The organism is Cryobacterium sp. M15, assembly GCF_002929675.1.
Lineage (GTDB): Bacteria > Actinomycetota > Actinomycetes > Actinomycetales > Microbacteriaceae > Cryobacterium > Cryobacterium lyxosi.
Genome location: NZ_PJJW01000028.1, coordinates 36,976 through 56,933 on the forward strand (window position 1 = coordinate 36,976; position 19,958 = coordinate 56,933).

The 19,958-nt window shown below is 64.3% G+C and carries 15 protein-coding genes; 9 read left to right on the forward strand and 6 right to left on the reverse strand.

What is annotated here, in order from left to right:
• Positions 1-9: 9 nt before the first annotated feature.
• The 3 genes from CXY83_RS02585 to rpoB form a co-directional block, all read right to left on the reverse strand.
• Positions 10-1,680 (reverse strand): GspE/PulE family protein, encoded by a 1,671-nt coding sequence (locus CXY83_RS02585; protein WP_104195894.1) that lies wholly within the window; start codon positions 1,678-1,680, stop codon positions 10-12.
• Between the two features lie 273 nt (positions 1,681-1,953).
• Entirely contained in the window at positions 1,954-5,877 is a 3,924-nt protein-coding gene (locus tag CXY83_RS02590) for a DNA-directed RNA polymerase subunit beta' (protein WP_104195853.1), read from the reverse strand.
• Positions 5,878-5,919: 42 nt separating this feature from the next.
• Complete coding sequence (gene rpoB / locus CXY83_RS02595; protein ID WP_104126823.1) at positions 5,920-9,411, reverse strand: DNA-directed RNA polymerase subunit beta; 3,492 nt, start codon at positions 9,409-9,411, stop codon at positions 5,920-5,922.
• A gap of 353 nt (positions 9,412-9,764) precedes the next feature.
• Between rpoB and CXY83_RS02600 the strand changes: the two genes are divergently transcribed.
• The gene (locus CXY83_RS02600; protein ID WP_104195854.1) at positions 9,765-10,649 is read left to right on the forward strand and encodes a spermidine synthase; all 885 of its coding nucleotides are present in this window, start codon (positions 9,765-9,767) and stop codon (positions 10,647-10,649) included.
• 77 nt (positions 10,650-10,726) lie between these two features.
• Here the strand turns inward: CXY83_RS02600 and CXY83_RS18005 are convergent, their stop codons facing one another.
• On the reverse strand, positions 10,727-11,038 hold the full coding sequence (locus CXY83_RS18005; RefSeq protein ID WP_233200535.1) for a hypothetical protein: 312 nt from the start codon (positions 11,036-11,038) through the stop codon (positions 10,727-10,729).
• An 18-nt stretch (positions 11,039-11,056) separates the two neighbouring features.
• On the opposite strand from CXY83_RS18005, the gene CXY83_RS18010 reads away from it, so the two are divergent.
• The 3 genes from CXY83_RS18010 (at position 11,057) to CXY83_RS02615 (ending at position 13,170) form a co-directional block, all read left to right on the forward strand.
• Positions 11,057-11,278: a hypothetical protein gene (locus CXY83_RS18010; RefSeq protein ID WP_233193346.1), complete on the forward strand. Its 222-nt coding sequence runs from the start codon at positions 11,057-11,059 to the stop codon at positions 11,276-11,278.
• Between the two features lie 160 nt (positions 11,279-11,438).
• Positions 11,439-12,596, forward strand: a complete 1,158-nt coding sequence (locus CXY83_RS02610) for a sorbosone dehydrogenase family protein (protein WP_174722243.1) — start codon at positions 11,439-11,441, stop codon at positions 12,594-12,596.
• Positions 12,597-12,657: 61 nt separating this feature from the next.
• Positions 12,658-13,170, forward strand: coding sequence for a SprT-like domain-containing protein (locus tag CXY83_RS02615; RefSeq protein ID WP_104195855.1), 513 nt, complete (start codon positions 12,658-12,660; stop codon positions 13,168-13,170).
• A 101-nt stretch (positions 13,171-13,271) separates the two neighbouring features.
• Here CXY83_RS02615 and CXY83_RS02620 read toward each other — a convergent pair whose 3' ends face one another.
• Together CXY83_RS02620 and CXY83_RS02625 are read right to left on the reverse strand one after the other, a co-directional pair.
• On the reverse strand, positions 13,272-14,537 hold the full coding sequence (locus tag CXY83_RS02620; protein ID WP_104195856.1) for a hypothetical protein: 1,266 nt from the start codon (positions 14,535-14,537) through the stop codon (positions 13,272-13,274).
• Positions 14,538-14,574: 37 nt separating this feature from the next.
• Positions 14,575-15,015: an EVE domain-containing protein gene (locus CXY83_RS02625; protein WP_233193347.1), complete on the reverse strand. Its 441-nt coding sequence runs from the start codon at positions 15,013-15,015 to the stop codon at positions 14,575-14,577.
• 58 nt (positions 15,016-15,073) lie between these two features.
• Here CXY83_RS02625 and CXY83_RS02630 point away from each other — a divergent pair, with 58 nt between their 5' ends.
• From CXY83_RS02630 to CXY83_RS02650, 5 genes are all read left to right on the forward strand, one after another.
• Positions 15,074-15,679, forward strand: coding sequence for a hypothetical protein (locus CXY83_RS02630; protein ID WP_104195857.1), 606 nt, complete (start codon positions 15,074-15,076; stop codon positions 15,677-15,679).
• A gap of 45 nt (positions 15,680-15,724) precedes the next feature.
• Positions 15,725-16,363, forward strand: a complete 639-nt coding sequence (locus tag CXY83_RS02635; RefSeq protein ID WP_104195858.1) for a DUF1684 domain-containing protein — start codon at positions 15,725-15,727, stop codon at positions 16,361-16,363.
• Between the two features lie 251 nt (positions 16,364-16,614).
• Entirely contained in the window at positions 16,615-18,228 is a 1,614-nt protein-coding gene (locus CXY83_RS02640) for a DEAD/DEAH box helicase (protein ID WP_104195896.1), read from the forward strand.
• Positions 18,229-18,357: 129 nt separating this feature from the next.
• Positions 18,358-18,849: a GNAT family N-acetyltransferase gene (locus CXY83_RS02645; protein WP_104195859.1), complete on the forward strand. Its 492-nt coding sequence runs from the start codon at positions 18,358-18,360 to the stop codon at positions 18,847-18,849.
• Positions 18,850-18,950: 101 nt separating this feature from the next.
• Positions 18,951-19,946, forward strand: coding sequence for a nucleoside hydrolase (locus CXY83_RS02650; protein WP_104195860.1), 996 nt, complete (start codon positions 18,951-18,953; stop codon positions 19,944-19,946).
• Positions 19,947-19,958 lie beyond the last annotated feature (12 nt).

Here is a 19,958-nt window from a genome sequence, read left to right on the forward strand (position 1 = left end):
CCTTTCGACCTAAGCGACCACTCGCAGAATTTCGTCCACCGAGGTGAACCCGAGCCCGACCTTGGCCCAGCCATCGTCCCGGAGGCTGACCATTCCTTGCTCCTGGGCGGTGTGCGCGATCTCCGCGCTCGACGCACGCGCCACGCACAGCCGTTCGATATCCTCGGTCACCGTCATCACCTCGTGCACGGCAAGCCGTCCACGGTAGCCGGTATTGGAGCAGCTGGCGCATCCGTTCGCTTGGTAGATGACGGGCAGTGCCAGCTCCGGCTCGAGCGGAAATCGCAGGTGCGCGAGCTGCTCCCGGCTCCGAAGGTCAGGAATTTTGCAGCGTTCGCACAAGCGGCGGGCCAGGCGCTGGGCGACGACGCAGTCGAGTGCGCTGCCCACGAGAAAGGGTTCGATGCCCATTTCGGTGAGGCGCGTGATCGCGCTCGGTGCATTATTGGTGTGCAGGGTGGAGAGCACGAGGTGCCCGGTAAGCGCTGCCTCGATAGCGATCTGGGCGGTCTCGTGGTCGCGAATCTCGCCGAGCAGAACGACATCGGGATCGCACCGCAGAATGCTGCGCAGGGCACTCGCGAAGGTGAGTCCCGCCTTCGGATTCACCTGCACCTGGTTGATACCGACCATGCGATACTCCACCGGATCTTCGACGGTGATCACATTGATCTCCGGGCGAGCCACCGAATACAGGGTCGTGTAGAGGGTCGTTGATTTGCCCGAACCGGTGGGCCCGGTCACCAGGATCATTCCGTAAGGCTTCGAGTAGGCCGTTTTGAAGGCGTCATAGTTATGGTCGAGCAGGGACAGATCGCGCAGGTCCATGCTCGTGGTCGAGTTGTCGAGGATACGCATGACGACCTTTTCACCCCAGACCGTCGGCAGGGTGGCCACGCGCAGGTCGATCTTGCGGCCACCGTGGCTGACCGACATACGGCCGTCCTGCGGTTTGCGGCGCTCGGCGATGTCGATGTCGGCCATGATTTTCAGGCGGCTGATGACACCGTTTTGAATACTCTTCGGTGCGCTCGGCATCTCGTGTAGAACACCGTCGATACGGTATCGCACTCGCAGGCTGACCTCACCCGGTTCGATGTGTATATCGCTGGCTTTGTCCTGAATGGCCTGGCTCACCAGCAAATTGACGAAGCGCACAATGGGTGCGGCATCGTCGCTCGCCTCATCGGACACCTCAGAGGCCGACGTACTCGAATCGTTCTCCTCCTCGAGTGCGGTGGTGAGGTTGCTGAGTTCGTCATCGGCGCGATGGAAGCGCGCGATCGCAGCGATCAGGTCGCTGCGTTCGGCCACCACCGGGGACACTCGCAGTCGAGAAGCTTCACCGACATCGTCGAGCGCGAACACATTGCCGGGGTCGACCATAGCGAGCACGAGCCGCCCGCCTTCAATTCCGATTGGCAGCACTTCGTGTCGTCGACAGAGCAGCGCCGACACGAGGGCGAGGGCACTCGCCTCGACCGCATACTCGAGCAGTTCGACGAAGGGCAGGTTGGCCTGGGCTGCCCGCGCCTTCGCGAACTGCAGCTCGGTGATCACTCCACTGTCGACAAGCCCCCGAACGGCGCCCTCGTCGGCAGGATCTCCCGCTAGCAGGGTGTCGAGAGCTTCGATCGGAAGCAGACCGTGCAGAATAAGAATCTCGGTCAGGGTTGCCACGCGGTTCTCCCCCGAACTGGTCACAGATACTCTACTTCTCGAGTATACGTCCCCCCACGCCCTCTCGCCGACCGTCCCCTGTGCGGACGGGGCCCGGGCCCCGTCCGCGGGCCCGGTCTATAAACTGGGCCCGCGTTCACAAGGTGGGCCCGGCGACGGACGGCAGCGCGCGACACCGCCCCACGTCATCCGCTCGCCGGTCCGTCGAAGGTCTACTTAAACGACGAATGGCCCCTGCCGAAGCAGGGGCCATCCGTTTAGAGCTGCCGGGTACTAGTTATACGTTCCCGGAGTCAGGTCGTCCGACGAGAAACTGTCGAAATCGACGAAGCTCAGGTCACCCTCGGCGAACGTGGCATCTTCGGTGAAGATGCGGTTCGGGTAACGCTCAGCCTTGGCTTCTTCCGTCGCCTCGACGCTAACGTCGCGGTAGCGGGGAAGACCGGTGCCGGCCGGGATCAACTTACCGATGATCACGTTCTCCTTGAGGCCCATCAGCGGGTCGCTCTTGCCTTCCATGGCCGCCTGGGTCAGAACCCGGGTGGTTTCCTGGAAGGAAGCGGCCGACAGCCAGGACTCGGTCGCGAGGGAAGCCTTGGTGATACCCATGACCTCCTGGCGAGCGGATGCCGTCTTCTTGCCCTCGGTGAGCGCGGTGCGGTTGAGGTCGTTGTACTTCAACCGATCAACGAGCTCGCCCGGGAGCAGTCCGGTGTCACCGTGTTCGACGACGGTCACCTTACGAAGCATCTGACGAACGATGACCTCGATGTGCTTGTCGTGAATCGGTACACCCTGCGAACGGTAGACCTCCTGCACACCGGAGACGAGGTGCTTCTGCACCGCGCGAACACCCTTGACGCGAAGAACTTCCTTCGGGTCGACGGCGCCGATGATGATCTGCTGTCCGAGATCGACGTGCTGACCATCCTCAACGAGAAGGGTTGAACGCTTCAGCACCGGGTAGGCGATTGCTTCGTCGCCGTTGTCGGGGGTCAGGATGACCTTACGACCCTTGTCCGAGTCCTCGATCGTGATGCGTCCGGCGGAGTCGACGATGGGTGACGCACCCTTGGGGGTGCGCGCCTCGAACAGCTCCTGAACACGCGGCAGACCCTGGGTGATGTCGTCAGCGGATGCCGACCCACCCGTGTGGAAGGTACGCATGGTCAGCTGGGTGCCGGGCTCACCGATGGACTGTGCGGCGATGATACCGACGGCCTCACCGATGTCGACGAGCTGGCCCGTTGCGAGCGACCGGCCGTAGCAGACCGCACACACACCGACAGCCGACTCACAGGTGAGTACCGAGCGCACCTTGATGGTTTCGACACCACCGGCGATGAGCTTGGCGATGAGCACGTCTCCGACATCGTCTCCGGCGTCGGCGATGACCTCACCAGCAGCGTTGACCGCGGCTGCGGCCAGGCTGCGAGCGTAGACCGCGTTCTCGACGTTGAAGTCGACCAGCAGTCCGCCGTCTTCGTCACGCAGGAGCGCACCGGTCGTGGCATCGGTTCCGGCGATGGGCAGTTCGAGACCCTTCGTCGTTCCGCAGTCGTCTTCGCGGATGATGACATCCTGCGAGACGTCCACCAGACGACGGGTGAGGTAACCCGAGTCAGCGGTACGCAGAGCCGTGTCAGCCAGTCCCTTACGAGCACCGTGAGTAGCAATGAAGTACTCGGCGACGGACAGGCCTTCGCGGTAGCTCGAGATGATCGGGCGAGGGATGATCTCACCCTTCGGGTTGTTCACGAGGCCTCGCATGCCGGCGATGTTGCGCACCTGCAGCCAGTTACCACGAGCACCAGAGGTGACCATGCGGTTGATGGTGTTGTCGGCCGGGAAGTTCGCCTGCATGGCTGCGGCGACGTCCTCCGTGGCACGGGTCCAGATCTGGATGAGCTCCTGGCGACGCTCGAGGTCGGTCGTGAGACCCTTCTCGAACTGTGCCTGAACCTTGGCGGCCTGCTTCTCATAGCCGGCAACGATCTGCGGCTTGTTCGGCGGGGTGAGGATGTCGCTCAGCGCAACGGTCACACCGGAACGGGTTGCCCAGTAGAAACCGGCATCCTTGATCCGGTCGAGGGTTGCAGCAACCTCCACCTTGACGTACCGCTCCGCGAGGTCGTTGACAATGGTCGACATGGTGACCTTGTTGGCAACGTCTTCGAAGTACGGGTAGTCGGCCGGGAGCGCCTCGTTGAAGATGGCGCGGCCGAGGCTCGTGGTGACCAGAACGGTTCCGACAGCCTGACCGTTGACCAGTTCGACACCGTCGGGCTGCGTGCCCTCGGTGAAGTACTTGTCGGTCAAGCGGATGCGCACCTTGGCATTCAGGTCGAGCGACTTCTGGTCGAACGCGAGAATGGCCTCAGACACGCTGGAGAAAGCACGGCCTTCTCCGACCACACCTTCCTTCATCGTGGTGAGGTGGTGCAGACCGATGATCATGTCCTGGGTGGGCAAGGTGACCGGGCGGCCGTCAGACGGCTTGAGGATGTTGTTCGAGGCGAGCATCAGGATGCGTGCCTCGGCCTGGGCCTCAACGGAAAGCGGAAGGTGGACAGCCATCTGGTCACCGTCGAAGTCGGCGTTGAACGCCGCGCAGACGAGCGGGTGCAGCTGGATTGCCTTACCTTCAACGAGCTGAGGCTCGAAGGCCTGGATGCCCAGGCGGTGCAGGGTGGGTGCACGGTTGAGCATGACGGGGCGCTCGCGGATGATCTCCTCGAGCACGTCCCAGACCTGCGGACGTGAGCGTTCGACCATGCGCTTGGCTGCCTTGATGTTCTGAGCGTGGCTCAAATCGATCAGGCGCTTGATCACGAACGGCTTGAACAGCTCGAGTGCCATCTGCTTGGGCAGACCACACTGGTGCAGCTTGAGCTGCGGGCCGACCACGATGACCGAACGGCCCGAGTAGTCCACGCGCTTGCCGAGCAGGTTCTGACGGAACCGACCCTGCTTTCCCTTGAGCATGTCGCTCAGGGACTTCAGGGCACGGTTACCGGTACCGGTAACGGGGCGACCACGACGACCGTTGTCGAACAGTGCGTCGACGGCCTCCTGCAGCATGCGCTTTTCGTTGTTCACGATGATCTCGGGAGCACCGAGGTCGAGCAGACGACGCAGGCGGTTGTTGCGGTTGATCACACGACGGTAGAGGTCGTTCAGGTCGCTCGTGGCGAAACGTCCACCGTCGAGCTGAACCATCGGGCGCAGTTCCGGCGGGAGCACGGGAACGACGTCGAGCACCATTCCGGCCGGCGAGTTGCCGGTCATGATGAACGCGTTCACCACGCGCAGGCGCTTGATGGCGCGGATCTTCTTCTGACCCTTGCCCTCGGCGATCTGCAGGTGCAGGTTTTCGCTCTCGGTGACCAGGTCGAAGGCCTCGAGGCGCTTCTTGATGGCTTCGGCACCCATGAAGGCCTCGAAGTACATACCGAAACGGTCCTGGAGCTCGTGGAAAACGGAATCTTCCGGCTTCAGGTCGCCGACCTTGAGGGTGCGGAAGTCTTCCCACACGCGCTCGAGGTGCGCGATCTGCTCGTCCAGGGACTTACGAACCTGGCCCATTTCCTTTTCGGCGGCGTCTTTCGTGCGCTTCTTCTGGTCGCTCTTGGCGCCTTCGGCCTCCAGTGCTGCGAGGTCGGTTTCGAGGCGCTGCAGGCGATCGGCGATGCGCGAGTCGCGGCTGGACTCGATGGTCTTGAGTTCGAGACGCAGCTCGTTCTCGAGGCCGGGCATGTCCTGGTGGCGACCGTCTTCGTCAACCGTGATGACCATGTATGCGGCGAAGTAGATGACCTTTTCGAGGTCCTTCGGAGCCATGTCCAGCAGGTAGCCGAGACGCGAGGGCACACCCTTGAAGTACCAGATGTGCGTGACCGGGGCAGCGAGTTCGATGTGGCCCATGCGCTCACGGCGCACCGACGACTTCGTGACCTCTACACCGCAACGCTCGCAGACGATTCCTTTGAAGCGAACACGCTTGTACTTGCCGCACGAGCATTCCCAGTCCCGCGAGGGGCCGAAGATCTGCTCGCCGAACAGGCCGTCTTTTTCCGGCTTGAGCGTGCGGTAGTTGATGGTTTCGGGCTTCTTGACCTCACCGTGCGACCAACGACGGATGTCGTCAGCGGTAGCCAGGCCAATACGAAGCTCGTCAAATGTTGTTACGTCGAGCAATTTCTCTCCTTGGAAAGTTTTCGAAGTTTCTTCGGGCCAGGCTTAGATGTCGTCGATGGACGACGACTCAAACCGGGTGGAAATATTGATGCCGAGCTCTTCCGCAGCACGGAACACCTCGTCATCCGTGTCGCGCAGGCTGACTGCGGTGCCATCGGCCGAGAGCACCTCGACGTTCAAACACAGCGACTGCATTTCCTTGATCAGAACCTTGAAGCTCTCGGGAATGCCGGGTTCCTGGATGTTCTCACCCTTGACGATGGCTTCGTACACCTTGACGCGGCCGAGGATATCGTCAGACTTGATGGTCAGGAGTTCCTGCAGGGCATAAGCAGCTCCGTATGCTTCGAGCGCCCACACCTCCATCTCACCGAAACGCTGTCCACCGAACTGCGCCTTACCACCCAGCGGCTGCTGCGTGATCATGGAGTACGGGCCGGTCGAACGAGCGTGGATCTTGTCGTCGACGAGGTGGTGGAGCTTCAGGATGTACATGTATCCAACGGACACCGGCATCGGGAACGGCTCGCCGGAGCGGCCGTCGAAGAGCTGGGTCTTTCCGGTGGAACCGATGAGGCGTTCGCCGTCGCGGGTCAGGGTCGTGGAGTCCAGGAGACCCTCGATCTCGATCTCGAGCGCGCCGTCGAATACCGGGGTGGCGACCTTCGTGCCGGGGGCGGCACTGAAAGCGTGCTCCGGAAGACGAGCAGCCCATTTCGGCTTACCCTCGACGTTCCAGCCCTGCTTCGCAATCCAGCCGAGGTGCGTTTCGAGCACCTGGCCGAAGTTCATGCGACCGGGGATACCGAGCGGGTTGAGGATGATGTCGACCGGGGTTCCGTCGGCGAGGAACGGCATGTCCTCGATCGGCAGAATGCGGGAGATGACACCCTTGTTGCCGTGACGGCCGGCGAGCTTGTCACCCTCGGTGATCTTGCGCTTCTGGGCGATGAACACGACCACGCGCTGGTTGACGCCCGAGCCGAGCTCGTCGTCGCCGTCCTGCGAGTCGAACACCTTGACACCGATGATGGTGCCGCGCTCACCGTGGGGAACCTTCAAGCTCGTGTCGCGAACTTCGCGGCTCTTCTCGTTGAAGATGGCGCGCAGCAGGCGCTCCTCCGCGGACAGCTCGGTCTCGCCCTTCGGCGTGACCTTGCCCACGAGGATGTCGCCGGGGCGAACCTCGGCTCCGATCCGGATGATGCCACGCTCGTCGAGGTCGGCGAGGAAGTCCGGGGACACGTTGGGAAGGTCGCGAGTAATCTCTTCCTTACCCAGCTTGGTGTCGCGGGCATCCACTTCGTACTCTTCGATGTGAATCGAGGAGAGGGTGTCGTCCTTGACCAGGTTCTGGCTCAGGATGATCGCGTCCTCGAAGTTGTAGCCTTCCCACGGCATGAATGCCACGAGCAGGTTCTTTCCGAGGGCGAGCTCGCCCTGGTCGGTGGCGGGTCCGTCGGCGATAACCTCGCCGGCTTCGATGCGCTCACCGGCGTTGACGATCACGCGGTGGTTGAAGCTCGTGCCCTGGTTGGAGCGCGAGAACTTGCGCAGGTAGTAGTCCTGCGTGCCGCCCTCATCGAGCTGGATGGTGACGACGTCAGCCGACACCTCGGAGACCACACCGGGCTTCGACGCGGTGAGCACGTCACCGGCGTCGATGGCCGTGTAGACCTCCATGCCGGTTCCGACGAGTGGGCTGTCGGAAAGCAGCAGCGGCACCGCCTGACGCTGCATGTTGGCACCCATGAGTGCGCGGTTTGCATCGTCGTGCTCGAGGAACGGGATGAGGCTGGTCGCGACCGACACCATCTGACGCGGCGAGACATCCATGTAGCCGATGTCTTCAGCGGGAACGAGGTCGACCTCGCCACCCTTCTTACGAGCGAGCACGCGGGCCTCGGCAAAGTGCGAGTCCTTGGTGAGCGGCGCGTTGGCCTGGGCGACGATGAAGTCGTCCTCTTCGCTCGCGGTGAGGTAATCGATCGTCTCGGTGACCTTGTTGTTGAGTACACGACGGTACGGCGTCTCGATGAAACCGAACGCATTGATCTGCGCGAACGAGGCGAGCGAACCGATCAGGCCGATGTTCGGGCCTTCCGGGGTCTCAATGGGGCACATGCGGCCGTAGTGCGAGGGGTGAACGTCTCGCACCTCGACGCCGGCGCGGTCGCGGGACAGACCACCCGGGCCCAGCGCGCTGAGGCGACGCTTGTGCGTCAATCCGGCGAGCGGGTTGTTCTGGTCCATGAACTGCGAGAGCTGGGATGTACCGAAGAACTCCTTGATCGCAGCCACGACGGGGCGCACGTTGATCAGGGTCTGCGGGGTGATCGCTTCGATATCCTGCGTGGTCATGCGCTCACGAACGACGCGTTCCATGCGGGACAGGCCGGTACGCACCTGGTTCTGGATGAGCTCGCCAACAGCACGGATACGACGGTTACCGAAGTGGTCGATGTCGTCGATGTCGATGTTGATGTCGGTCATCTTGCCGTCGCGCAGGCCCGGAAGGGTGGTCTGGTTGTCGTGCAGGGCGACCAGGTACTTGATGGTGGCCAGGATGTCCGCCAGCGTCAGTACGGAGTCACTCAGCGGCGCTTCGAGGCCGAGCTTGCGGTTGATCTTGTAACGACCAACCTTGGCCAGGTCGTAGCGCTTGGAGTTGAAGAAGAAGTTGTCGAGGAGCGCACGCGCAGCCTCGGCGGCAACCTGCTCGCCGGGGCGGAGCTTGCGGTAGATGTCCTTGAGGGCTTCTTCCTTGGTGAGGATGTTGTCCTTCTCGAGGGTGAGCTCGATGGACGCGTAACCCTTGAACTCCTCGAGGATCTCCTCGCTGGTGAGACCGAGGGCCTTCAGGAACACGGTGACGGACTGCTTGCGCTTGCGGTCGATGCGCACACCGACCTGGTCGCGCTTGTCGATCTCGAATTCGAGCCAGGCACCACGGCTCGGAATGACACGGGCTGAGTAGATGTCCTTGTCAGACGTCTTCTCCTGCTCGCGGTTGAAATACACGCCCGGGGAGCGCACCAGCTGCGACACGACGACACGCTCGGTGCCGTTGATCACGAAGGTGCCCTTGGGGGTCATCAACGGGAAGTCACCCATGAACACGGTCTGGGTTTTGATCTCACCGGTGAGGTGGTTCATGAACTCAGCGTTCACGTAGAGGGGTGCGGAGTAGGTCTTACCCTTTTCCTTGCACTCATCAATGGTGTACTTCTCCGGCTCGAGCTCCGGGTTGGTGAAGGACAGCTGCATCGTTTCGCCGAGGTCTTCGATGGGAGAGATCTCCTCGAAGATCTCATCGAGCCCGGTGCGATTCGGCAGGTCCTGGCGGCCGGCTTTCTGGGCCTCGGCGATGCGAGCCTTCCAGATGTCGTTGCCGACAAGCCAGTCGAAGCTCTCGGTCTGCAAAGCGAGCAGATCCGGAACGTTCAAGTGGTCGCTGATCTTTGCGAACGACAGGCGCTCAGCTGAGCGGCCGTTCTTGGGTGAGTTGGTGGTTGCGTTGCGCGCAGCAGCCAAGGAAATAACCTCCGTGGACCCCGTCAGGTCTAGTTATTGTTATTGGTGATGACTCCGCAGACCCTAGGAAAGAATCTCGTAGGAAATGTGCCTCAAGGTGGCTTGAACACGCAAAGCCGACCGCAATATGAAGGCAAGGTTTTTCTGGGAGCGTAAGGAGTAAGCATATGCCCCAATTAGCGGCATGTCCACCCGAATCTTGCATATGTGTAAATTCTCAGGTATAACCCGCCGCTCTACCCACCGCGGAAGCGCACGAACTGCCCGCTTGGCCGCCGCAAAACGGCACGTCTTATGCTCCCGGAACGGATGGTGCGCGCAGATCGCGAGCAGCCAGGGCGCAGACTGGAACCATGAGTACTGGGCGTAAGGGTGAGGCATCCGACGAGCATCCGGCTGTCGTCTTGAAGTTGAGCGGGCACACGGCGGTGATCGAACCCGACCGGTTCACTCCCGGCAGCTTTCAGCTCGTGGTCGACGGCACGCCGCAGTCGCACGTGAACATCGACCACCCCGATGAGCTGTTCTTCGAGTACATCCAGCGCATCGGGCACGTCATCGACCTGCTCGGGGAACCTCACGAGCCAATCACCGCCGTGCACCTCGGAGCGGGCGCGCTGACCCTGCCGCGCTATGTGGAGGCGACCCGGCCGGGCTCCCGCCAGCAGGTCGTCGAGATCGAGAGCGACCTGATCGACCTCGTGCGGGAGGTTTTGCCGTGGGACAAGCGCGCCCAGCTGCGCGTGCGCCACGGCGATGCCCGCGAGGTGCTCGGCAAGCTGCCGGCCGGACTCCAGGGAGCCGTCGACCTTGTCGTGGTGGATATCTTCTCGGGCGCGCGCACCCCGAAACACGTCACGAGCCGCGAATTCTTCGCTCTCGCCGCTCCGCTGTTGTCGCCGCGCGGCGTGCTCGCCGTCAACGTAGCGGATGGCCCCGGCCTCGCGTTCGCTCGTGGCCAGGCCGCAACCCTCTCGGCGGTGTTTCCGCACGTGATCGGATTCGCCGAGACGCAGGTGCTCAAGGGCCGCCGCTTCGGCAACATCGTATTCATCGCCGCGCACACCCCGATCGACCTCAACTGGATTCCCCGGCTGCTTGCGAACGGACCGCACCCGGCCAAGGTGATCGAGGGCACCGAGCTGAAGCAGTTCATGGCCGGGTCGCTCGTGGCGACCGACGAGACGTCGACGCAGTCGCCGTTACCGGGCCGCACGGTGTTTCAGATTGGGCACTGACCTGCGACCGGATTCACATTGGCGGCGGTATTCTGGGGGCACCCGTTTATCCCGCGCGGCCCCGGCCGCCCTCGTCATTACAGGAACACACCCTGAGTTTCATCATCGGTTACGACCCCATCACTCTGCGCGAAAAAGTTGACCTGCTGGCCGCCGGCGAGCGGCTCGTCGAGCTCGGCAACCTGCGGAGTCTGGCCGCCCTCAACGAGAAGGTCGCCCTGCTGCGTCTGGTCGGTCGGCTCGACGAAGCCTGGGAAATTGCGAACGAGGCGCTGCGCCAGTCCCGCTTCACCGGCAACCGGGAGCAGGCGGTGGCCAGTCGCATCCGTCGTGCCCAGGTTTTGCAGTTTCAGGGCAAGCTCGACGAGGCCGCGAGCGAACTGACCCATTGCATCCTCGACTCTGAGGTGCACGAGTGGACCAGGCTGGCCGCCTACGCCCGGCAGCACCGCGGCAAGGTGTACTTCGACCAGGGCAACCTCGACGGCGCGCTTGCGGACTTCACCGCGGCCGTTTTTCTGCGCGAGAAAGACGGCGCAGACGCCGACGAACTCGACAGCTCACTGCTCGCCGTTGCAGTAGTGGAGTCGCACATCGCGGCCCGCGGGTCCAATTCCCTTCCCGCATAACTCCTGCAATTCGATGCCTGCAACTCAACCACCCGCACAATCTTGCGGCGCCCGGGGAGCGGCGCCGCAAATTGCAGGAGTTACGGTGCGTCGTGGCGGGGTACTGGCCGTCGGGCGCGTTCTACGGCATGCTGTGTTCACCACGAAGGCGAGGTGAACGGTGACTTTTCATACGTTTCAGCGAGCGGCTGCCACAGTGTCGGCTGCCCTGCTGGTTCTGGCGCTGGCCGCGTGCAGCGCGGAGGCGCCGCGCGCCACACCGAGAACGTCGACACCAGCCCCCTCCGCGCCCGGCGCGACCGGGACCGCGGACCTGACGCCGGTGCATCCGGTCGCAGAACCGGTCGTGATCGCCTCGGGGCTTCAGGCTCCGTGGTCGATTCTGCGACTGCCCGGCGGCGCCACCCTCATCAGCGAACGCGACACGACCCGGGTGCGCGAGTTACTTCCCGGTGGCAGCCTGCGCGTAGCTGGCACGATCGAAGCCGCACAGCCCAATGGTGAGGGCGGGCTGCTCGGCCTGGCTTTTCTGGCCGACGAAGCGGCTCCCGGCGGCGCCGGCTGGGTCTACGCCTATTTTTCGACCGCAACCGACAACCGCATCGAGCGGATGCCGCTGGCCGGCTCGCCGGGCAGCCACACCCTCGGGGCGCCCACCCTCGTGCTCGATTCGATCCCGCGGGCCGGAAATCACAATGGTGGTCGGATCGCGTTCGGGCCGGACGGCCTGCTCTACGCGACCGCCGGAGACGCCGGAGACCCGGCCAACGCCCAGGACCTGGGTTCGCTCGGCGGTAAGATTCTGCGCCTGACACCGACCGGCGGCGTACCGGAGGACAACCCCTTCAGCACCGTGGTGTACTCGTTCGGGCACCGGAATCCGCAGGGGCTCGCCTGGGACTCACGCGGGCAGCTCTGGGCGAGCGAGTTTGGCCAGAACACCTGGGACGAGCTCAACCGCATCGTTCCCGGCGGCAACTTCGGCTGGCCGCTGGTCGAAGGCCAAGCCGGTGACGAGGCCTATATCGATCCTCAACAGCAGTGGTCGACCGACCAGGCCAGCCCGAGCGGTATCACCATCGTGAACGACACCATCTTCATGGCGAGCCTGCGCGGTCAACGACTTTGGAGCATCCCCATCACCGGCCCGTCCTCCACAACCGAACCCACCGAGTGGTTTGTGCAGGACTATGGCCGGTTGCGCGACGTGGTGTCGGGCCCTGCTGGCACACTGTGGTTTGTGAGTAATAACACGGATGGCCGCGGCTCCCCGGCGGCCGGCGACGACCGGCTCTTTCAGGTAGTGGTCGGTCCCTGATGATCCACACGACACATCTCGCCCAAACGCCCTCTTGCGGCGCGAGAACGCAGGCACCCTGATGGCCGATCTCACGCAGGTGCGCCGGTGGGCCGACGCGCTCATCGCGGCGCACCTCGACCCCGGTTGGACCTTCGGCTTCGACAATGCCAAGAAGCGGGCAGGCCTATGCAATTTCAGTTCGAAGCACATCACTGTCTCGCGTTACCTCGCCTCCCGGTATGCCGACGACGACGTGCACCAGATCCTGTTGCACGAGGTCGCGCATGCCCTGGCCGGGCCGCGCGCCGGGCACGGACCCCGCTGGAAGAAAATGGCACTCGACCTCGGCTACGACGGCAAGCGCACCCACGACGGCGAGATCGCCAATGAGCTCGCCCCGTGGGTGGGCACCTGCCCGGCCGGCCACACTCACTTTCGGTATCGGCAGCCCACCCGGCCCCTCGCTTGTGGCCTGTGCGCGCGCCGTTTCGACCAGGCCCACGCCATCAGCTGGCTGCGGCGCGAAATCACACCGGCCATCCGGCGTCGGGCTGCGGCCTCCGCCGGGCCAGGGCTGCCGCCGCCGCGCTAACCGACGTTCGCGCTGACCCACGTTCGTACTGACCGACGTTCGTGCTGACCCACGTTCGCGCTGACCGACGTTCGCGCTGACCCACGTTCGGCGACCGCGGGTCAGTGCACGTCGTAGCGGGCCAGGGCGTCGGCGTCCGTTGCGTGCGTCATCGCTCGACGCGCGGTATCGAGCGCCGTCACCGGGTCGCTCTCGGCCACGGCGAGCGCGAGCTGCCGCTCGGCTTCGGCGAGGCGGGTGCGCCCGGCGGCTTGCACCCGACCCCGATTGGCAGCCACGAAATCTCGGGTGAGCGTGATCTGGCTGCGCACCGTGAGCAGCGCGCCGGCCAGGGCCGTTCGGGCGTTGTCGAGGCGCAGCTGGCGGTTGCGCGCCTCCGAGCGGATGCTGTCCAGCCCGTTCATCGCCGTCTCAAGGGTCAAGAGATCTGCGGCCGGGTCGCTTAGCCGAACGGGATCGCGGAGCGATGCCTGGACCGCTGCGGCGTCGGTGATGACGTGATTGAGTGACGCGCTCGTGTCGGATTCCTCGTGATTGTCGCGCAGTGCGCGGGCTTCGGCGAGTTCCAAGCTGGCAGCATCCAGTGCCTGTTGCAGGTTGGCGAAGCCGCGATGAAGCTGGTCTTCGCCGGTTTCGATCGCATCGAGCAGTTGTGTTGCCTGAAATAGGGCGTGCTCTGCAGCCTGCAATTGCTCCCCCACCGGTTCGGACGACGCTGCTTCGAGGCGGGTAACCGCGGCATCGGCACTCGCCCGCGCCCCGTCGAGAGCGGTACCGGCCCGACCGACGTTGCCGCTGATCGGTGCGAGCGCCGCCGCGGAATAGCTCAAGCCCAGTCGGGCCAGGGTGTTCGCGCCGCCGGCAACCCGATCGGACATTCGGTCGAGGCGTCGGCGCAGTTCATCCATCTGCTGCGGGGCATTACGTTCAACGCCGCGTTTGGCGGTGAAATTGCGGGCCTGGTTACTCAGTCGGGCGGTCGCCTCATCGGCGAATTGAACAATCTGCTGGTTCCAGCGGGTGCGTTCTAGAGCGGTATCCGGCACAGCGTCGTCGAGCTTCTGCTGCAGCGCGAAGGCGTCGCTGAGCTGGCGCTTGGACGTCGTGAGCGCCGCCGCAAACTCCTGCGTCGCGGATTCACCGAACTGGGCGATGGCGAAACTGAGTTCGTCACTGGCGTCCTGCACAAGGTCGTCGGCGCGGACCAGGCTGCTCGAAGCGCTGCGCTCCAGCTCGGTGGCGGCCGCGTTCACCTGCCCGAGCCGGGTTCGCGTGCGCCGGCGCGAGGCTGCCACCAGCGCCCAGACCCCGGCTACCACGAGGCCGACAACGATGACCGAGGGTACCCACCAGAGATCGCCATTCATGCGCTTGAGTCTAATAAAAAAATACTGACCAAACGCCCTACCGGTCGTCGGCAGAGGGCCGCCGCATCTGCTGCCGGATCATCTCGAAGTCGTGCCGCGAGATTTCAAGCACGCCGCGCCGCAGTTGGAACCCCCAGTTGGGATTGCCCTGGGTCAGTTGCAGCACCGACAGCAGCGGGCGGATGCTCGCGGGCCAGGCATCCAGGTCGTAGTCGGCCCGGCGTCGCCAGGGTCGCCACGAGTTACCCGGGTCGCCCACCTGATAGGCGTGGGCATCCGCTATGCGGCCGATCGCGGTGAACTCCCTGAGCGGGTCGCCCTCGATCGCGGTCTTCGGCGAGTAGTAGACGATGCCATCGGCTTCCCCCATTTGCTTGAGGAGGTCTCCGGCACCGCGGTTGGCGCGGGCGATGCCCAAATCGACCCCGCGCAGCACGTGCTCGCGGTGTACAACGCCGAGCCAGAACCGAATTGCCACCTGTCATTTGTACTGCATTTAGTTGTGCCGCACGCCACGCTCAGACCAAACTGGGTCAATGCGCGTACTGCTCAAAGAGATCCTCGACTGCCCACCGGATGCCGCCTGGCACGCCATCCACAGCCCGGCCGTCTTCCGTGAGGTGAGTAGCCCGTTCATGGCGGTGGAGTCGCTCGAAGCCGACGGTTTTCCCACCCGCTGGGAGCCGGGCGAACACCCCGCCGAATTCTCCATGCTCGGTCTGGTGCCGATGGGCACCCAGGTCATTCGGCTGGCCAATTCGACGCACCGTGCCGATGGGGTGCGAATTCTGCGCGATACCGGTCGTGGTGTGTCGGGCGCACTGAGTGCGGTCACGCTCTGGGACCACCGCATGGCGATCGCCCCTGACCCGGCCGGCACCGGCAAAACGCTGTACCGCGACCAGCTCATTTTTCACGGACGCCCGGCGACGATCGCGCTCTGGCCGACCTTCTGGGCGTTCTGGCAGTGGCGGATGCTGCGCCTGAAGCATCTCGCGCCCAACTGGCAGTACGACATCGGCATCGACGACCCGGACTTCGTGCCTTCGGCGCAACGGGTGACCCCAACTGAGGATGCCGAGAACGCCGAGAACGCCGAGAAGGCTGAGAACACCGAGAAGGCTGAGAACACCGAGTCGTAGCAGATCGCTTCGTGTGAATCATGCCCTCGGCGGTAGCGTAGCCACATGAGCTCTTCCCTCGCTGCCCTACAGATCGCCGACTGGCGTCGCCTCGTGACCGGACTGTACGCGGGGGTGCGTCAGCTGAGCGCGACCAGCCCGGCGAGCGGGCACGAACTGTGGCGTTCCGGGCGAGACGAACTGTTCGCCGGGCATCCGTCGTCACCGTTGTTGCGCGACGCCCGCGCGGCATTCACCGGACTGCCGATTGCCGCCTATGACCCCGACTGGCGCTTCGAGGTAGAGGTACACCGGGCCGAACAGCCGCATCGCATGAACGTGGAAACGGGAACTGACGGCACGGTGCCATTCGATCTGGTCGGCACCGTGCGACTGCCCTACCTCGGTTCGCTCGACGTGTGGCGACTGGCGAGTTACGGCGGCGGCTTGTTCCTGCCGCTCAAAGACGCCCTCGCTGGCAAAAGCGACGGGACCTATGGCGGTGGACGCTACCTTCTCGACACCATCAAGGGCGCCGACCTCGGTCCGGGCACGGGCGACGACAGCCTCATCCTCGACTTCAACTTCGCCTATAACCCTTCCTGCGCGTACGACCCGATGTGGGCCTGCCCACTGCCGCAGGGCGGCAACATTATCGACGTCGAGGTGCCTGTCGGCGAGCTCTACCACGGCGACCATTTCTAGGGCTCTGCCGCCGATTTGACAGCATCCGCTAGAGTAGGAGTACTTGCGAGTGCGTAGTTGCGCTTGCTGCGTCGTAGAACGCCCTCTTCTTTATCCGGCGGCCCACCAAGGCTGACCTGATTTTTCGAATGAAACATTCTTACGGCGAACGGATGTGCCCTTCGGCACCTTCGCCATGTGAATCCTCCTGGTTTGCTTATCGCTGCGCGATAAAGCGAACGGGCGAGGAGACTGATGCCCTGAAAGGCACCATTTTGTCTACAACCTTTGGCACGCTCGGCGTGCCTGCTCCCCTGGTCAAGGTTCTCTCTTCCCAGGGAATCGACACCGCCTTCCCGATTCAGGTCGATACTCTTCCTGACACCTTGAACGGCCGCGACGTGCTCGGCCGGGGCAAGACCGGCTCGGGCAAGACCCTGGCCTTCTCCATCCCGATGGTCTCGCGCCTCGGCGGCAACCTCGCCGGCGGCAAGCGTCGCCCGGGCCGCCCGCTCGGCCTGATCCTCGCGCCGACCCGCGAGCTCGCCACTCAGATCACCAACGCGATCACCCCCCTTGCTGAGGCCTATGGCCTCAACACCACCACCATCTTCGGTGGCGTCTCGCAGGGCCGTCAGGTCGCCGCTCTCAAGGCCGGTGTCGATATCGTCGTAGCCTGCCCCGGCCGGCTCGAAGACCTCATGAAGCAGGGCTTCGTCAACCTCGACACCATCGAGATCACCGTGCTCGACGAGGCCGACCACATGGCCGACCTCGGCTTTCTGCCCGTCGTCACCCGCATCCTCGATAAGACCCCCGGTACCGGCCAGCGCATGCTGTTCTCCGCCACCCTCGACAACGGCGTAGACAAGATCGTCAAGCGTTTTCTGCACGACCCGGTGATGCACTCGGTCGACGAGGTGACGAGCCACGTCTCGGCCATGACCCACCACGTGTTCGAGGTGTCCGGCGTCGACGCCAAGAAAGAGCTCGTGCAGAAGCTGGCGAGCGGCTCGGGCCGTCGCATCCTCTTCATGCGCACCAAGCACCAGGCCAAGAAGCTCGCCAAAAGCCTCACCGACGCGGGCATTCCCTCCGTCGACCTGCACGGAAACCTCTCGCAGGTGGCCCGTGACCGCAACCTCGCCGCGTTCAGCGCCGGCACGGTCAAGGTTCTCGTCGCAACCGATGTCGCCGCTCGCGGCGTGCACGTCGACGACATCGAACTCGTGATCCACGTTGACCCGCCGGCCGAGCACAAGGCCTACCTGCACCGTTCGGGCCGTACCGCCCGTGCCGGCAGCGCCGGTGACGTCGTTACCGTGGTGCTGCCCGAGCAGAAGCGCGACACCGACGCCCTGCTGCGCAAGGCCGCCATCAAGGTGACCCCGCAGCGCGTGGACTCCTCCTCTCCCGCCGTTGACGCCCTCGTCGGCGACGTCGCCGCCTACGTCAAGCCGCTTCCCCGTGTCGAGGCACCGCAGCAGCAGCGCCAGTCGCAGGGTGGGCGCTCGCAGGGCGGCCGCTCGCAAGGCGGCCGTGCCCAGGGCGAGCGCAGTGCTCGCCCCAGCCGTGAAGGTGATTCCAGCCGTGGCGGCCGCGATGCCGGTGCCAGCCGCTCCGGGGCAAATCGCGACGGTGCCCGCACCGAGCGCACCGAGCGCACCGACGGCGGCCGTGGCCGTGGCGGCGACACGGCCTCGGCCGGCGGCGCTCGTCGCGAGCGATCCGGCCGTCCGGCTGGCGCGGCCAGCGCACCTCGTTCCGGTTCGGCCGCTGGTCGTTCCGGCGGAGCGCGCGTCGGCAGCCTCCAGGTCGGCGGACTCGTTCGCGGACCGGGCTCGGGTGGGGCCGGTCGTTCGGCTCCGCGTCGCTCGCAGGGCTAGTCTTCACGGGCTCATCCCGCAGCATCCGCTTGAAACAACAGTGAAAACGGGTCGGTCTCTTTTCGAGATCGGCCCGTTTGCGGTATCCGAGCGTCACGACACACTCCCAAACACGGTTAGTGTCGAAGCATGAACACCACAGTTGTCGTTCGACCCGTCAGTGAAACAGATGCCGAAAGCCTGGGCCGCGTTCACGCCGCCTGCTGGCATGAAACCTACGATCACCTGCTCAGCCAGGCCGCCCTGTCGCAGCTGCGGCCACAGCGTCTGGCCGCCCTCTGGGGCCGCTTCACGGCCCAGGGTGCGCAGTACCGCCAGCATGTCGTGCTCGTCGATGGCGAGATTGTGGGCTTCGCCGGCAGCGGGCCGACGCGCGACGGTGACCATCCCACCCCGAACGAGTTGTTCTTCATGTACCTGCTCGAGGCCAATCACGGTTTAGGCGTTGGCCAGCAGCTCTTCGATTCCGTCGTCGACCCGGGTCCGTCGTCGTTGTGGGTAGCCGCAGACAACCCCCGGGCCCACGCTTTCTACGCCCGAAATGGCTACCTCGCGGATGGTCTCGAGCGCAACGAAGAGGTGCTCGGCGAGAGACTGCACGAGGTGCGCCTGGTTCGATAGGGGCCCGCTCACCCGTGCGAACTTCGTTCGCCAGCGCTCGATCACGGCCCAAAAACCACTGATGTGATTTGGGGGCATATTCAAAGTAATAGGGTGAGCGGATGACTAATTCCGCGGCCCCCAGGGCGATCCCCGTCATCCTCGACGTTGACACCGGGGTCGACGACGCCCTGGCCATTCTGTTCGCGCTCGCTCACCCGGGCATCAACGTGCTCGGCATTAGTTGCGTGGCCGGCAATGCCTCGCTCGAGCGCGTGGTCGAGAACACCCTGCGTATTCTCGATGTCGCGGATGCCCCGTATATTCCTGTCGCTGCCGGCGCCCGGCGTCCTTTGCTCGAGCCAGCCCGATCAGCCGCGCACGTGCACGGCGAAGGTGGCCTCGGTACCCTGCAGCTTCCGCCGACCGACCGACGCGCAGAGCCGATCAGTTCGGTCGAGCTCATGCGCAAGCTGATTGTGGCCAGCCCGCACCCGGTCACCCTGGTTGGACTGGCCCCGCAAACCAACCTGGCGCTGTTGCTGCGCCAATACCCCGATGTGGTCAGCAAGATCGAGCGCATCGTCTTCATGGGCGGATCTACCACGGTCGGCAACGCCACCGCCGTCGCTGAATTCAACGTGTGGCATGACCCGGAAGCCGCGGCCATCGTGCTTGATTCCGGCGTGCCCACCTTTATGTACGGACTCGACGTGTTCAACCAGGTTGCGATTCCGGAGCACGTCACCACTGCACTCATGCACAGCGACTCCGACCTCGCCCACGTTGTCGGTCAGCTCCTCGACAACCGGATCGCGCTCGGTTCGGGCCGCAACGCCGACTATTCCGGCCTGATCGGCGATGCCGGCGCCCTCTGTGCCCTGGTCGACCCGGGCGCGTTGGAGACGGCGATGCTGCCCTTACGGGTGCAGCTGTCCGGTTACGGCCGCGGCCAGACGATCGTGGACAAGCGTACGCATCCGGGCGAGGACATCGTGCACGGCCTGGTCGGCGAGTGGGAAGCCGCTGAAGTTGCCCTCGACGTCGACGTCGACCGCTACGTACATCTGTTCCTCGACACGCTCGGCCTCGGTTCGGCGCTGGCGCTGTCCAGGTAGCGGCCGGGCCGT

Coding starts and splice junctions, on each gene's coding strand:
- CXY83_RS02600 (WP_104195854.1), top strand. CDS start 9,765: ATGAGTACTGGGCGTAAGGGTGAGGCATCCGACGAGCATCCGGCTGTC.
- CXY83_RS18005 (WP_233200535.1), bottom strand. CDS start 11,038: ATGGGTCAGTTCGCTCGCGGCCTCGTCGAGCTTGCCCTGAAACTGCAA.
- CXY83_RS02615 (WP_104195855.1), top strand. CDS start 12,658: ATGGCCGATCTCACGCAGGTGCGCCGGTGGGCCGACGCGCTCATCGCG.
- CXY83_RS02620 (WP_104195856.1), bottom strand. CDS start 14,537: ATGAATGGCGATCTCTGGTGGGTACCCTCGGTCATCGTTGTCGGCCTC.
- CXY83_RS02630 (WP_104195857.1), top strand. CDS start 15,074: ATGCGCGTACTGCTCAAAGAGATCCTCGACTGCCCACCGGATGCCGCC.
- CXY83_RS02635 (WP_104195858.1), top strand. CDS start 15,725: ATGAGCTCTTCCCTCGCTGCCCTACAGATCGCCGACTGGCGTCGCCTC.
- CXY83_RS02645 (WP_104195859.1), top strand. CDS start 18,358: ATGAACACCACAGTTGTCGTTCGACCCGTCAGTGAAACAGATGCCGAA.
- CXY83_RS02650 (WP_104195860.1), top strand. CDS start 18,951: ATGACTAATTCCGCGGCCCCCAGGGCGATCCCCGTCATCCTCGACGTT.